General features: G+C 53.8%; 12 protein-coding genes. 6 read left to right on the top strand and 6 right to left on the bottom strand.

The annotated features are described in order from the left end of the window. Positions 1-73: 73 nt before the first annotated feature. Positions 74-349, bottom strand: a complete 276-nt coding sequence (locus tag ACT3T6_RS08940) for an Lrp/AsnC family transcriptional regulator (RefSeq protein WP_172116086.1) — start codon at positions 347-349, stop codon at positions 74-76. A gap of 278 nt (positions 350-627) precedes the next feature. Here ACT3T6_RS08940 and ACT3T6_RS08935 point away from each other — a divergent pair, with 278 nt between their 5' ends. After that, positions 628-942: a high-potential iron-sulfur protein gene (locus ACT3T6_RS08935; RefSeq protein ID WP_193054993.1), complete on the top strand. Its 315-nt coding sequence runs from the start codon at positions 628-630 to the stop codon at positions 940-942. A 64-nt stretch (positions 943-1,006) separates the two neighbouring features. Here the strand turns inward: ACT3T6_RS08935 and ACT3T6_RS08930 are convergent, their stop codons facing one another. From ACT3T6_RS08930 to ACT3T6_RS08910, 5 genes are all read right to left on the bottom strand, one after another. Continuing rightward, positions 1,007-2,569 (bottom strand): SpoVR family protein, encoded by a 1,563-nt coding sequence (locus tag ACT3T6_RS08930; protein ID WP_193054992.1) that lies wholly within the window; start codon positions 2,567-2,569, stop codon positions 1,007-1,009. Between the two features lie 25 nt (positions 2,570-2,594). Next, the gene (locus ACT3T6_RS08925; protein ID WP_193054991.1) at positions 2,595-3,884 is read right to left on the bottom strand and encodes a YeaH/YhbH family protein; all 1,290 of its coding nucleotides are present in this window, start codon (positions 3,882-3,884) and stop codon (positions 2,595-2,597) included. A gap of 40 nt (positions 3,885-3,924) precedes the next feature. Next, positions 3,925-5,847, bottom strand: coding sequence for a PrkA family serine protein kinase (locus ACT3T6_RS08920; RefSeq protein WP_172116082.1), 1,923 nt, complete (start codon positions 5,845-5,847; stop codon positions 3,925-3,927). A gap of 369 nt (positions 5,848-6,216) precedes the next feature. Continuing rightward, positions 6,217-7,272 (bottom strand): threonine aldolase family protein, encoded by a 1,056-nt coding sequence (locus ACT3T6_RS08915; protein ID WP_193054990.1) that lies wholly within the window; start codon positions 7,270-7,272, stop codon positions 6,217-6,219. A gap of 144 nt (positions 7,273-7,416) precedes the next feature. Continuing rightward, a complete protein-coding gene (locus tag ACT3T6_RS08910; RefSeq protein ID WP_193054989.1) occupies positions 7,417-9,438 on the bottom strand; it encodes an NADPH-dependent 2,4-dienoyl-CoA reductase in 2,022 nt (673 codons plus the stop codon). A 160-nt stretch (positions 9,439-9,598) separates the two neighbouring features. Between ACT3T6_RS08910 and ACT3T6_RS08905 the strand changes: the two genes are divergently transcribed. The 5 genes from ACT3T6_RS08905 (at position 9,599) to ACT3T6_RS08885 (ending at position 14,416) form a co-directional block, all read left to right on the top strand. Beyond that, positions 9,599-10,510, top strand: coding sequence for a DMT family transporter (locus tag ACT3T6_RS08905; protein ID WP_172116079.1), 912 nt, complete (start codon positions 9,599-9,601; stop codon positions 10,508-10,510). 47 nt (positions 10,511-10,557) lie between these two features. Next, complete coding sequence (locus ACT3T6_RS08900) at positions 10,558-12,123, top strand: bifunctional GNAT family N-acetyltransferase/carbon-nitrogen hydrolase family protein (protein ID WP_193054988.1); 1,566 nt, start codon at positions 10,558-10,560, stop codon at positions 12,121-12,123. Next, positions 12,113-12,394, top strand: coding sequence for a nuclear transport factor 2 family protein (locus ACT3T6_RS08895; protein WP_226913667.1), 282 nt, complete (start codon positions 12,113-12,115; stop codon positions 12,392-12,394). Before ACT3T6_RS08900 ends, ACT3T6_RS08895 begins: the two co-directional genes overlap by 11 nt. 176 nt (positions 12,395-12,570) lie before the next feature. After that, complete coding sequence (locus ACT3T6_RS08890; protein WP_193054987.1) at positions 12,571-13,173, top strand: TetR/AcrR family transcriptional regulator; 603 nt, start codon at positions 12,571-12,573, stop codon at positions 13,171-13,173. Next, positions 13,166-14,416, top strand: a complete 1,251-nt coding sequence (locus tag ACT3T6_RS08885; protein ID WP_193054986.1) for a multidrug effflux MFS transporter — start codon at positions 13,166-13,168, stop codon at positions 14,414-14,416. The genes ACT3T6_RS08890 and ACT3T6_RS08885 overlap by 8 nt, the downstream gene beginning before the upstream one ends. The last annotated feature ends 287 nt before the right edge of the window (positions 14,417-14,703 follow it).

Here is a 14,703-nt window from a genome sequence, read left to right as displayed (position 1 = left end):
ACTCCCCACACGCTAATTTTTATCGCCCGCTTATGACACGCGGCCATTGCGGTGGCCGGTGCCTATGTCCACATTACCAGCCTAGTGAAAACATGGTTTCAAGGTCGTGGCGTGAATGTACCTGCATGGCGTTAAGCGTTTCCGTATCGCTGATCCCCTCAACCTCGTTAAGGCGCTCGGTCACCAGCTCAGCCAGGCTTTCAAAATTCGGGGTACGCGCAATGGCTACCAGGTCATAACGCCCACAGGTGGAGTACACCTCGCTAATGCCTTCCACGTCCGCTAAACGCTCTGCTACTGCTTTGACCTGGCCTTTTTCGGTATTAATTAAAATAACTGCGTTTTGCATAGCGCCCTCACTAAAAAAATTGTAAGTGATACCGAGGCCTATCGTCATTTTACTCACACCGTCTACACCTGTTTAGTGGCGTAATACGCAAGAAAAACGTCAACAGCCGCCAAAGCGTGGAGTATAACAGGCCTGGTTAAATCCGCAGCCTGGGCACGAAATCTCTCTAAATCCTTGCCTTGAACGAAGAAGTCGCGCGCCACGCATCTATTCGTTAGCATGGGCGGATAACAACGCGATATTTAGGGTCAAATGAGAGTGACCTATAAGGAGAGACCATGGCTAATCAGAGCCGCCGTCATTTTATACGCACCAGTGTATGGGGACTGGCAACCCTCCCCTTGGGCATCGGTATTTTATCGAAAACGGCCTTTGCTCAATCGCTACCTCGCCTTGACCCTTCCGTACCGAGCGCCCAAGCGCTGAGCTATGTTGAAAAGGCGAGTGACGCCAGCGACCACCCTGCTTATACATCAGGTGAACGGTGCGACAACTGCATGTTTTATACCTCTGCTAATCAAGGCTGCCAGCTGTTTCCTGAAAACAGCGTTGAACCTGGTGGCTGGTGTCAATCCTGGGTGGCTCAGGGGTAAGGCTGCTAAAAATCCCTGCCAAACGCAGGGCTTTATACATTACTCACCGGTAAGCTGTGACCATTTACGGGTTGTCTTTACATTCCTCCTCTATGGGCCAACGGTAGCGGTGCGTCACCCGCCCTTCATCCATGGAAACCAGGCGTACGGGGAACCCCCAAAGCTCATGCAGGTGCCGAATAACCGGGTAGACACTACGCCCAAGGGGGCGGCGACCGTCCTGCACGTGGTGCAGTGTTAATGAGCGGTCGCCCCGGATATCAGCCTCAACCACTTGAATATTTGGTTCTTTCACCGACAGCGCGTACTGAGTAGAAAGCGCATCGCGCACCCGGCGATAGCCCTGTTCATTATGAATAGCCGCCACTTCGAGCGTTTCCGCCTGATCATCATCCACAATTAAAAACAGCTTAAGGTCGCGCATTACCTTGGGCGACAGAAACTGCTGAATAAACGACTCATCCTTAAAGTTGCGCATAGCAAATTCAAGCGTACTGCGCCAAGGCGTACCCGCAATATCAGCAAACCACTGATAATCCTCCTCGGTCGGTGCTTCGCATATCCGCTTGATGTCCATAAAGATGGCAAACCCCAACGCATACGGATTGATGCCGTTGAAGTAAGGGCTATCAAAGTCAGGTTGATTAATGACAGCGGCGTGGGACTGCAAGAACTCAAGCATCAGACCTTCATCAACATCGCCTTCGTCATACAAGCGGTTCATCAACGTGTAATGCCAAAAGCATGCCCACCCTTCATTCATGACCTGAGTTTGGCGCTGGGGGTAAAAATACTGTGCCAGCTTACGCACAATACGCACTATTTCACGCTGCCAAGGGGCCAATAACGGGGCATTTTTTTCAATAAAATAGAGCAGATTTTCCTGGGGCTCTGGCGGATAAATTCCGCCGCTGTGCAGGCCTAGCGGGTCGTTGTCGCTGTTAAGGCCACCAGGCAGCGGAGACGCATTGCCAGGCGGCTCAGGAATCGTACGCCACAGCATATTAACCTGCGTTTGCAGGTAGGCTTCCCGTTCATCCTGACGCTTGGCCTCCTCTTCAGCCGAGATCGGCGAAGGTCGTTTATAGCGGTCAACGCCGTAATTTTGCAGTGCGTGGCACGCATCCAACAGTTGCTCAACCGCATGGACGCCGTGGCGCTCTTCACATTTGGCAATGTAGTGACGTGCAAACACCAGATAATCAACGATCGATTCAGCATCGGTCCAGGTCCGAAACAGATAATTGCCCTTGAAGAAGGAATTATGCCCATAGCAGGCATGCGCCATGACCAGCACCTGCATCATCAAGGTGTTTTCTTCCATCAAATAGGCAATACAAGGGTTGGAATTAATCACCAACTCGTACGCCAGGCCCATTTGGCCGCGTTTGTAAGCTTGCTCAACGGCCAGAAACTGCTTACCAAATGACCAGTGATGGTAGCCCACCGGCATACCCACGCTGGCGTAGGCATCCATCATCTGCTCGGTGGTGATGACTTCCATTTGATTGGGGTACGTATCTAGGCGGTACTCATCAGCAAGCACAGCGAGCTTGTCGTTAAAGCGCTCTAGGACGCTAAAGCTCCAGTCAGAACCGGTCACAATGGGCTTTTGGGATGCATTCATAGCGCACTCCTCAACACGCACGCGTTTAGCGCGCTTGGTTCAAGCGGCGTTTAAACAGCTCACGAAAAACAGGATAAATATCGCTGGCTTCGACAATTTGGCGCATCGTAAAGCGTTCAGGAAAGTGCTCAGCAACGCTCTGATACTCATGCCAAAGCGACTGATGATCGTGAGGGGTGATTTCTACATATGCGTAGTACTGAAGTTGAGGCATCAACTTTTTAATCAGCAAATTGCGACAGGTACTGGAATCATCGTCCCAATTGTCGCCATCCGATGCCTGGGCCACGTATAAATTCCACTGCTCGGCGGGATAGCGCTTTTGAATAATGTTATCCACCAGCGTGAGTGCGCTTGAGACAATGGTGCCGCCCGTTTCGCGGGAGTAAAAGAACTCCTCCTCACTCACTTCTTTTGCGGCAGTATGGTGGCGAACAAACACCAGCTCGACCTTTTCGTAGTGCTTCTCTAAAAAAAGGTAAAGCAGCAGAAAAAAACGCTTCGCAATGTCTTTATGGTTCTGGGTCATGGAGCCTGAAACATCCATGACACAGAACATTACCGCCTGGCTTGAGGGCTGAGGTTGCGCGGCCAACTGGTGATAGCGCAAATCGTAGGTATCAATAAACGGCACTGCCTCGATGCGTTTCTTTAAACGCTCGATGTCAGCTTTCAGTTCAGCCACCCGTGCCGGATTACGTAGCACGCTGTCTTTGCGCTCTTCTGCCTCCAGCGCTTGCTCAGCTTCTTTTAGCGCTCGCTTGATCGGTGCTCGCATGGCAATACGGCGGGCGTAGGCCTCCCGCATGGAGCGCGTAATACTGATACGCGAGGGCACGCCATCCCGGGAAAGGCCCGCGCGCACCATTTTCACTTCTTCCAATGATTTAAGCGGCTTACGCTGCAGGTGAGGAAGCTCCAGGCCATCGAAAACAAACTCTAAAAACTCCTCTCGGCTAAGCGTAAACGCAAACTCATCGTTACCCTCGCCTTGGTCAGAAGCGCTCCCTTCACCCGCACCGCCTCCGCCGCCTTGGCCACTGGGGCGGCGAATCCTGTCACCCTGTAAAAACTCTTTATTACCCGGCGAAACGATATTGCGCGCCCCGCCGGGGCCATGCTGAAACACCGGCTCAGAAATGTCCTTGGTGGGGATAGAGATGTTTTCACCGCGCTCCATATCGGTAATGGAGCGGCGGTTAACCGCCTCTTCAACAGAGCGCTTGATATGCTGACGGTAGCGCTCCAAAAAGCGCTGTCGGTTAACCGCGCTCTTATGTTTAGCGTTAGGTCTTCGATCAATAAAGTAGGTCATACGACCTCCTTAACCCAAAGGGCCTTTGCAGTACCGGCGCTTACTGCGACTTACGCACGCGCAGGTACCACTCGGAAAGCAGGCGCACCTGCTTCTCGGTATAGCCGCGCTCCACCATCCGAGCGACGAAGTCCTCGTGTTTTTTCTGGTCCGACGTTGAGGCCTTGGCATTAAACGAGATGACCGGCAAAAGCTCTTCGGTATTGGCAAACATCTTGTGCTCAATAACCCCTTTAAGCTTCTCATACGACTGCCAGCTGGGGTTCATGCCGTTGTTCTGGGCGCGCGCTCGCAGCACAAAGTTCACCACTTCATGACGGAAGTCCTTGGGATTGGAAATGCCCGCTGGCTTCTCAATTTTTTCAAGCTCTTCATTAAGCGATTGGCGATTCAACTGCTCGCCAGTATCCGGGTCGCGGTACTCCTGGTCTTGAATCCAGAAATCGGCATAGGTCACATAGCGATCAAAAATATTCTGCCCATACTCACTGTAGGATTCGAGATAAGCCGTTTGGATCTCTTTGCCAATAAACTCCACATAGCGCGGCGCCAAAAATTCTTTAATAAAGCCCAGATAACGCTCAAATACTTCAGAGGGTAGTTGCTCACGCTCAAGCGCTTGCTCCAACACATACAGCAGGTGTACCGGGTTAGCGGCAACCTCGGTGCTGTCAAAGTTAAATACCTTGGAAAGAATCTTGAACGCAAAACGGGTGGAGAGGCCTTGCATACCTTCGTCCACGCCTGCAGCATCGCGGTACTCTTGTATCGATTTGGCACGCGGATCGGTATCTTTTAGATTTTCACCATCGTACACGCGCATTTTGGAGTAGATACTGGAGTTCTCAGGCACTTTTAACCGAGACAGCACCGAGAATTGCGCCAGCATGCGCAGCGTATCGGGTGCGCAGGGTGCGGCATTGAGGGAAGAGTCTTCCAGTAGCTTTTGATAGATTTTGATCTCTTCAGACACTCGCAAGCAGTAAGGCACTTTGACGATATATACGCGGTCAAGAAAGGCCTCGTTGTTGCGGTTATTGCGAAATGCCTGCCACTCGGATTCGTTGGAGTGCGCCAGGATAATGCCATCAAACGGAATGGCGCCCATTCCCTCCGTTGGGTTGTAATTCCCCTCCTGGGTGGCGGTCAACAGCGGATGCAGCACCTTGATCGGCGCCTTAAACATCTCAACGAATTCCATTAACCCCTGGTTAGCGCGGCAAAGCCCGCCCGAGAAGCTATAAGCATCCGGGTCATCCTGGGAGTAAAGCTCAAGCTGACGGATATCGACTTTACCCACTAACGAGGAGATATCCTGGTTATTCTCGTCACCCGGTTCCGTTTTAGAAATTGCTACCTGGTGCAGCCGCGAAGGATAAAGGCGCACTACACGAAACTGGGAAATATCGCCGCCGTACTCTTTTAAACGCTTGGCGGCCCAAGGGGACATCACACTTTTCAGATAGCGCGGCGCAACCCCATACTCTTTTTCAAGCAGTTCGCCATCCTCTTCAGGTGAAAACAACCCAAGCGGCGACTCATAAACGGGTGAGCCTTTAATGGCGTAAAACGGAATACGCTCCATTAGCAGTTTTAAGCGCTCCGCAAGTGATGATTTACCGCCACCCACCGGCCCCAGCAGATAGAGAATCTGCTTGCGCTCCTCAAGCCCCTGGGCGGCATGACGGAAGTAAGCCACTATCTGCTCAATGGCCTCCTCCATACCATGAAATTCAGTAAATACCGGGTAGCGGCGTATTACCTTATTGGAAAAAATACGCGATAAGCGCGGATCTTTTGCCGTATCAATCACAGCAGGCTCGCCGATGGCGTCCAGCATGCGCTCCGCGGCGCTGGCATAAACCGTTGGGTCACGGCGACAAAGCGCCAGATACTCTTCCAAACTCATGTCTTCTTGCTGTACACGGGCAAAACGGTCTTGAACGTGGTCAAAGATGCTCATGGAACCCTCCTATGGCCATCCCCAGGCAATCACCACCCGGATGAATATTTTATCGTGGTGAGCCGAACGAGGTGTCGCTCTATTAGCGTAGCCAGCATTAGCAAAATGTGATGACTAAAACTTCAACGCTAACATGTGATACGCATAGGCATACGCCAGAAAAGTCCCGCACTTCAAAGGCAGGATGTTGATACAACAGGGTTTTAACCAAAAAGCACTTCATCAGAAACGTTTAACGATTCTCTAATGATCAACATTTGCATGGCGGGCCAGGCGTCACGCCTTTTTATTGAGCGTCTACAAAAAAACCGCCGCTGCGTGTGCAGCGGCGGTATAAAAAGCGATACGCCTAAAACCTCCAGAGTCTTGCTACCCAGAGTGCTGCTCAAGCGCGACGCTGACATCCGCGATCAGTAAATCCAGTAATTCAACGGTGGTATTCCAGGCACATACAAAGCGTGCCCCTCCGGCGCCAATAAACGTATAGAAGGTCCACCCCTTGGCTTTTAGGGCGCTAATTGCATGGGCTGGCAACTCAACAAAGACGCTGTTTGCCTGAGCAGGAAACATCAACGACACACCAGGCAGCGCTTGCAGCCCTTCCGTTAAATATTGTGCCATTGCGTTAGCATGTTGAGCATTGGTGAGCCACGCCCCGCTCTCCAAAAGGCCCAGCCACGGCGCTGATATATAGCGCATTTTGGATGCCAACTGACCTGCTTGCTTGCAGCGATACGAAAAATCTTCTGCCAGCTCGCGATTAAAGAACAAAATCGCCTCGCCCATCGCCAAGCCATTTTTAGTCCCAGAAAAACACAGTGCATCAACGCCTACCTGCCAGGTCAGCTCGGCAGGCGTAGCATTCAAGCTGGCACAGGCATTGGCAAAGCGGGCGCCATCCATGTGTAGGCGCAAATCATGCTTATCGGCAATCGCGCGAATGGCCAGCAGTTCTTCACGGGTATATACCGTTCCTACTTCGGTCGCCTGGGTCAGCGACACCACTTTAGGTTTTGGGTAGTGAATATCGCTACGCCGCGTCACCAGCGCCTCAATCCCCTCAGGGGTAAGCTTGCCATTCGCCCCTGGCGAGGTCAGCAGCTTGGCGCCATTGGAGAAGAACTCCGGGCCGCCGCACTCGTCAGTTTCAATATGCGCCAGCTCATGACAAATCACGCTATGGTAACTGCGCCCCATCGCAGAAAGCGCCAGTGAGTTAGCCGCAGTACCGTTAAAAACAAAAAACACTTCGCAGTCATAATCAAACATTTGACGAAAGCGGTTCGCCGCACGCTCGGTCCAATGGTCATTGCCATACGCCAGGTCATCAACCTGATTAGCGTCCAGTAGATACGCCATGGCTTCCGGGCAAATACCAGAAGTGTTATCGCTGGCTAAAAAACGGGGGGTACACTCCGACGTCATGACAATTATCCTTATACTTCATATTGTTACAGCGCCAGCTGGGTGCCACTAGCGCCTTTAACATCACGTTATGCTTAATAAGGTGATGGATCAGTCAGTCTATCGTCATTTATGGACGAGCGTCACCCGCCACTATCAACGCGGTTAAAGCTGGGCAGCCAAGCGCATTCCCTGATCAATAGCGCGCTTGGCGTCAAGCTCTGCCGCCTCATCGGCACCGCCAATGATATGAATCGGTTTACCGAGCGCTTCAAGCGGCGCCACTAAATCACGCACTGACTCCTGCCCCGCGCATACCACCACCGTATCCACACCCAGCACGCTGTCCTCGCCATCGCGGCGAATATGCAGCCCATCATCATCAATTTTAAGATACTCGCAGCCCGTTAAGGTTGAAACGCCGCGCGCCTTTAGCGAAGCCCGGTGTACCCAGCCAGTGGTTTTACCCAGGTACTTGCCAGGCTTAGAGGTTTTACGCTGTAGCATGACAATGTCACGTGAGACAGCGGGCGCCACAGGGGCTTTTAAACCGCCGCGTTCGCTAACGGCCAGGTCAACGCCCCACTCGTCGCACCAGGTATCAACATCAAGGGCCGGATGCTCTTCATGGGCCAAAAGCTCGGAAACGTCAAAACCAATACCGCCTGCCCCGATAACGGCAACCCGGCGACCTACCCGCTCGGGGGATTCAATGGCATCGGCATAGCTCAGCACACTGGGGTGTTCAGCGCCGGGCAGCGACAGCGTGCGCGGGCGTACGCCGCTGGCGATGATAATATCGTCAAACTCAGCCAGCGCTTCTGGAGTGGCACGGGTGTTCAAGCGGACCTCTACCGCGTACTTTTCCAGCATGACGCGGTAGTAGCGTAGGGTTTCGTTAAACTCCTCTTTGCCAGGAATCCGACGCGCGTAATTAAACTGCCCGCCCAGCGTGTCACGCTGCTCAAACAGCACGACGTGATGGCCCCGGCTGGCGGCGGTAACGGCCGTGGCAAGCCCCGCTGGCCCACCGCCCACCACGGCCACGCGTTTAGGCGTGATAGCGGGTTCAATCACAAGTTCGGTTTCATGGCAGGCGCGCGGGTTAACCAAGCAAGAGGTTAGCTTGCCTGCAAAGGTATGATCCAGGCAGGCCTGGTTACAGGCAATACAGGTATTGATTTCATCGGCCTGCCCCGCTTCGGCTTTACGTACCCACTCCGGGTCTGCCAAAAACGGCCGCGCCATGGACACCATATCGGCGTGGCCTTCGGCCAGCACCTGTTCGGCAATCTCTGGCATATTAATCCGGTTGGTGGTGATCAGCGGCACCGAAAGCGCTGCTTTTACTCGCTGAGTCACTTCGGTAAAGGCCGCACGTGGCACGCTGGTGACAATGGTGGGCACCCGCGCTTCATGCCAACCAATCCCGGTATTGATGATATCGGCACCTGCGGCTTCCACCGCTTGGCCAAGCGTGACGATCTCTTGCCATGTGCTGCCGTCTTCCACCAGGTCAATCATCGACAGGCGAAAAATCACCACAAAGCGCTCGCCCACTGCCGCTCGAATGCGTTTAACAATTTCCAACGGAAAGCGCATGCGATGCTCAAAACTACCGCCCCAGGCATCGCTGCGCTGATTGGTCCGCTGGCAAATAAACTGATTAATCAGATAGCCTTCCGAGCCCATTATTTCGACGCCGTCATAACCTGCCTGTTGCGCCAGGCATGCGCAGCGCACGTAGTCGGCAATTTGCTGCTCAACGTCGTCACTACTTAGTTCACGGGGAGTAAATGGATTAATGGGTGCCTGAATTGCCGAGGGCGCCACCAATTCAGGCGAGTAGGCGTAGCGCCCCGCATGGAGAATCTGCATGCACAGGTGCCCGCCTTCCGCGTGAACAGCCTCCACCACTTGGCGATGCTCTGCCAATTGGGTCTCATCGGTTAGCGCGTTGGCGCCCTGAAACACCGCGCCTTCCGGATTTGGCGCAATCCCCCCGGTGACGATTAAACTTACCCCGGCCCGCGCACGCTCAGCATAAAAAGCCGCTAATCTTGCAAACCCATTGGGCGTCTCTTCCAGGTTGGTATGCATGGAGCCCATTAAAATGCGGTTGGGCAGCGTTAAATGGCCAATCGTAATTGGCTGGAAAAGATGCGGGTAAGCGGGCGCACGGGTCATCACGGTTCTCCTTGGCGTTATTCAAACAAGCGTATGACATCCAATCGCCGTCGTACAGCCCTTTACGACTTACCAGGGAGATCCAGAGCCATCGTTTCTCAGTCTTGCTCATTGCGTTAAAGCACGTAACATTATTCGGCTAACGATAAGGAAAACCGCTATGCCGTTGATTTACTTTTTGCCACCACTAGCCACCGTGCTGATCTGGTCGGGCAACATGACCATTAATCAGTTGACCGTAGGCGCGATTGCGCCGAGCAGCATCGCTTTTTTACGCTGGCTGTTGGCGCTAGCGGTGATGACGCCCTTCGTGCTTCCGGCCGTGCTTCGTCATCGTGCAGAAATACGCCGTAACTGGCCGAAACTCGCCTTACTGGGTCTTTTAGGTATGGGGCTATGGCAAGGGTTGGCCTATGTTGCAGCGGAAACCACAACGGCTACCAACATGGGGATTCTAGCTGCGATGGTGCCGCTTTTAACCGTGCTGCTGAGTGCGCTTATCCTGCGTGAGCCGCCAACCCTGGGCGGCGTTATGGGCGGCGTGCTGGCCTTTATCGGCGTCACCGTGTTGCTGGGCCGCGGTAATCCCTTATCGCTTCTTCAGCTTGAGGTTGCCCATGGCGATGCGCTAATGGTGGTGGCAGCAAGCTGCTACGCGCTCTACGGCGTTATGCTAAAGCGCTGGAAAATGAACTTACCGCCTTGGGTAATGCTCTATGCTCAGGTATGTTTTGCGGTACTGTTTTTGCTGCCGCCCTATTTGATGGGGCCAATGACGCCTGTAGATAGCCAAAACATTGGGCTTATTCTCTATGCAGGCATTCCTGCCTCCGTCATTACCACATTTTTATGGATGCGCGCGGTCCGCCAAATTGGCGCTAACCAGGCGAGCATTTTTATCAACCTGATGCCTCTGTTCAGCGCACTGATTGCCATGGCGATGCTGGGCGAGCAAGTGGCAGGCTTCCACTTTACCGGTGGACTTCTGATTCTGGCGGGCGTCATCATGGCGCAAACCTTGACGCGCCCACTGGTGGGAAACGTGTCGGTGAATAAGCCGGGCAGCGCCTAGCCATCATGTACTAGGCTGTTTTCTTTTTTATTCTGGAACCCCCTGATATGTCCCTGGAAGACCTGCATCTAAATGTGCGCAACCTGACGAGCGATGATTACGATCAGCTCAAGACATTGATGGACGCTGTCTATCATAATATTGGCGGCGCCTGGCCCCGCCACACCATCGACAAGCTGATTCAGGAGTTTCCCGACGGCCAGATCGCCATTGAAGATGACGGCAATCTGGTAGGCGTCGCGCTAACGGTTCAGGTGGATTACGACGAGTTTTCCAACCCGCATAAATATGACGACCTGATTGGCCATCGTGAGATTATTCTCAACGATGAAAATGGCGATGCGATGTACGGGCTGGATGTGCTGATTCACCCGGACTACCGCGGCTACCGCCTGGGGCGGCGCCTTTACGAAGCGCGCAAAGAGCTGTGTCGTTCGCATAACCTGCGCGCCATTTTGGCGGGCGGGCGCATTCCCGAATACTATCAGCATGCCGATGAGCTAACGCCGGCCCAGTACATCGAAAAAGTCTCTCGCAAGGAGATTTACGATCCCATTTTGTCGTTCCAGTTGGCTAACGACTTTCAAGTAAAACGCCTGCTGCGCAAATACCTGCCCGAAGATGAGCAGTCCAAAGGCTACGCGACCCTGCTTGAGTGGAACAATATTCTCTTTGAGCCTGCCGAAAACGTGCTGGATACGCGCCCAACCCAAGTACGTGTTGGCGCCGTACAGTGGCAGATGCGTGAGTTTTCCTCGGTAGAAGCCGCCCTTCAGCAGATTGAGTATTTTGTCGACGCGCTTTCAGATTACCAGAGTGACTTTGCGGTTTTCCCGGAGCTCTTTTACGCGCCGCTGATGGGCTTACAAGACCGCGCCGCCCAGCAGGACCAAATGGCAGCGATACGCTTCCTGGCAGGCTTTACCGAGCGCTTTAAAGCCGAACTTTCACGCATGGCGGTCTCCTACAATATCAATATTGTTGGCGGTTCAATGATTGAAGTGGGCGAAAATGACCGGCTCTACAACGTTGCCTACCTCTTCCACCGCGATGGTGAAGTCGACAAGCAAGCCAAGCTGCATATCACTCCTCAGGAGCGTCGCGATTGGGTAATCGAAGGCGGTGACAACTTGCAGGTGTTTAACACCGATGCAGGCCGCGTGGGCATTTTGATCTGCTACGACGTAGAGTTCCCAGAACTCGGCCGTCTACTGGCCGATCAGGACATGGATATCCTGTTTGTGCCGTTCTGGACCGACACCCAGAATGGCTACCTGCGGGTTCGTCATTGTGGCCAGGCACGTGCCATCGAAAACGAGTGCTACGTGGTACTCTGCGGTAGCGTCGGCAACCTGCCCTCGATTGAAAACCTGGATATCCAGTACGCGCAGTCTGCCGTCTTTACCCCTTCTGACTTCGCCTTCCCCCACGATGCAGTGCTGGCGGAAACCACACCCAATACCGAGATGATTTTCTTCTCGGACCTGGATTTGACTCGCCTAACCGTGGTGCGCGCAGAGGGCTCAGTGACGAACATGAAGGATCGCCGCAAGGATCTGTTTGATCTACGCTGGCGGGACTGGTCACTGAAATCAGGTTCCATTGAAGTATAAGCGCGAACCGGAAGTACCGGATGGCAAAGCGTCTTTCGTGGATTACTTTGCAGGCTGCTTCAAGGAAACCCCGGACTACCAGAGCGAGATCGTGCGTAGTGTGACCGATGGTGACCTGGTCTGGCTGCATGTTCACTCTACCAATGGTGATGAGGATCTCGGTGAGGCCGTTGTGGATATCTTCCGCGTTGAAAATGAAATGATCGTCGAGCACTGGGATGTCATCCAGTCTGTGCCGGAAGAAGCGGCCAACGACAACACGATGTTTTAAATTAGACAGCTATGTTTTAAACCGGATAGCAGTCAATTTTATTTGGCCCGAAAGGGCCTTTTTTACAAACCGAAAAGCTACCTACCGGTCGGTAGCTTTTGTGTTATAATGCATCGCTTGGGTTTGGCATGTTTGACGCATACACCATTAAGTACTTCATGTTTGGAGAGCAAGAAATGTTACCCACAACGACACCCGCATTGCGCCGGGTGCTCAACGCAGCCGTTGCCCAGTTTGCCCAGCATGGTTATGAGGGCGCTTCATTGTCGGGAATTGCTGCCGACGCCGGTATTCGCAAAGCGTCGCTTTATTCGCATATCAAAAATAAGGACGCGCTGTTTTCGGCGGTGTTTGAAGATGCCTTGAAAGTTGAATCGCAATTTGCTCAGGAATGCTTTGAGCACTCCAATACAGGACTGCCAGGCCAGCACTATTGCGAATCGTTGTTGGCACGCTACGCCGATTCTGAGCACTTTCGGTTTCTGCTACGCACCTCGTATATTCCGCCCGAGTCGCTTTTTCATGAGCTTCAGGAAGGCTACGAAACTTACGTGCAACAGCTGTTAGCAGATTTCACGACAGCGTTGCGTCGCCATGTGGGAAAGGCACTTTCCGATCAAGATGCCCTGGTGCTAGGCCACGCCTACATGGGCATGGTGGATAGCCTCCACGTGGCGCTTATCTATATTGGCACCGAGCGCTTTGAGGCGCGTCTCAACGCACTTGAACGCCTCATGGGCGACAGTATCGCAAGGCTTGCAGGAGAGCATCATGACTGAACAGGTCATTCGTGAGAATACTCACCAAAGTACAGTGGGTATGGCGCTGGTCATTCTGCTGGCCCTTTTGACCGCACTCGATGCCATGGCGATTGATATGTATCTGCCCGGCATGCCGATGATTGCGCAGACCTATGAGGTCTCGGCGGGCAGCGTGCAGCAAACGCTATCGGTCTTTTTGGCAGGACTAGCGCTGGGGCAGTGTCTTTATGGCCCGCTGCTGGAGCGTTTTGGGCGGAGAATGCCGCTTCTGGTGGGGCTTGTAATCTTTGTGGTGGGTTCGGTGGTCGCGGCCATGGCACCCACGCTTGAATGGCTGCTCGCCGCCCGCTTTTTACAGGCCATCGGCGCGGCCGCAGGCCTAGTCGCTCCACGTGCCATTGTGGCCGATCTTTGCGATGTGAAAAGCTCTGCCAAAATCTTTTCGCTATTGATGCAAGTCATGATGATTGCACCCGTCGTGGCGCCCATGATGGGGGGCTTTCTGCTTGAGCACGGTGGCTGGCGCGGTATCTTCTGGGCACTGGCCGGCTTGGGCGTCATCGGCTTGGCATGGAGCCTGATAGGTATTCCCGAGACGCTTGACGTTAGGCAGCGCACAGCACTTAGCGTAGGCAGTGTTGTGCGTGGGTATCTGGCTCAGTCGCGTCGTCGGGTCTTCATGGCGTATACGGCGGCCGGTGGCTTTGTTCTGGGGTCGCTTTTCACCTATATCAGCGCCGCAGCGTTTGTGTTTACCGACCATTTTGGCATGACCCCGACCCATTTCAGCTATCTGTTTGCCGCCAATTCTGTCGGGCTGATTATCGGTGGCATGCTGTCCAATGCGTTGTCTGCACGCGGTATGACGCCTGCCGGGGTAACTTATATCGGGCTTGGTATACATGCACTGGCGGGTGCGCTTTTATATCTGGTCGTCACGACGGATATGGTCACGTTCGAAACGTACGTGGCGCTGCTGGGGGTGGCGATTGGGGCGCTCGGACTGGTGTTTGGTAATTTGACCGCGCTGACCATGAACGCTGGCGGGACGCAGGCCGGTGTGGCGTCGGCGCTGATGGGTACCCTGCACTATGTGATCGCGGCGGCCGTCGGCTATATTGCCAGCCTGGCGACCCAAGGGCCTCACTTGATGCCACTAACACTTACGCTGTGTGGCGTGGCCGCGTTATTGCTCTGCCGGCTTGCCGGTGCCATGACGAAAAAAGCACAGGACGTTCACCTCGATGGGGCACGTACTTAGCGCTTTTCAGAAAGGAATAAATAAACGTACAATCGAGTAGGAAGGGGAGTCGCCTCCCCTGTCCTCTCACACCACCGGGCATACGGTTCCGTACCACGGCGGTTCATGAACAACGTTTGAGCCATCTGACCGTATCGAGTATCGAGATCAGGCCCAGATCGTAAAACCACTTTCTCGGCAGGGCCTCATTCATGTGCGAGGCTCCGGCGTTCCACCAAGGCCCTCGCCCATTGCCCGCCGATTTCCAAGCACGGCACGCGTCCAGACCCAGGCCTCGGAGTTTCCGA

It is taken from the genome of Halomonas sp. 72 (genome assembly GCF_052379785.1).
Lineage (GTDB): Bacteria > Pseudomonadota > Gammaproteobacteria > Pseudomonadales > Halomonadaceae > Vreelandella > Vreelandella citrativorans.
The sequence above is the reverse complement of the archived record's forward strand: the minus strand, read 5'-3'. Positions and strand labels throughout refer to the sequence as shown.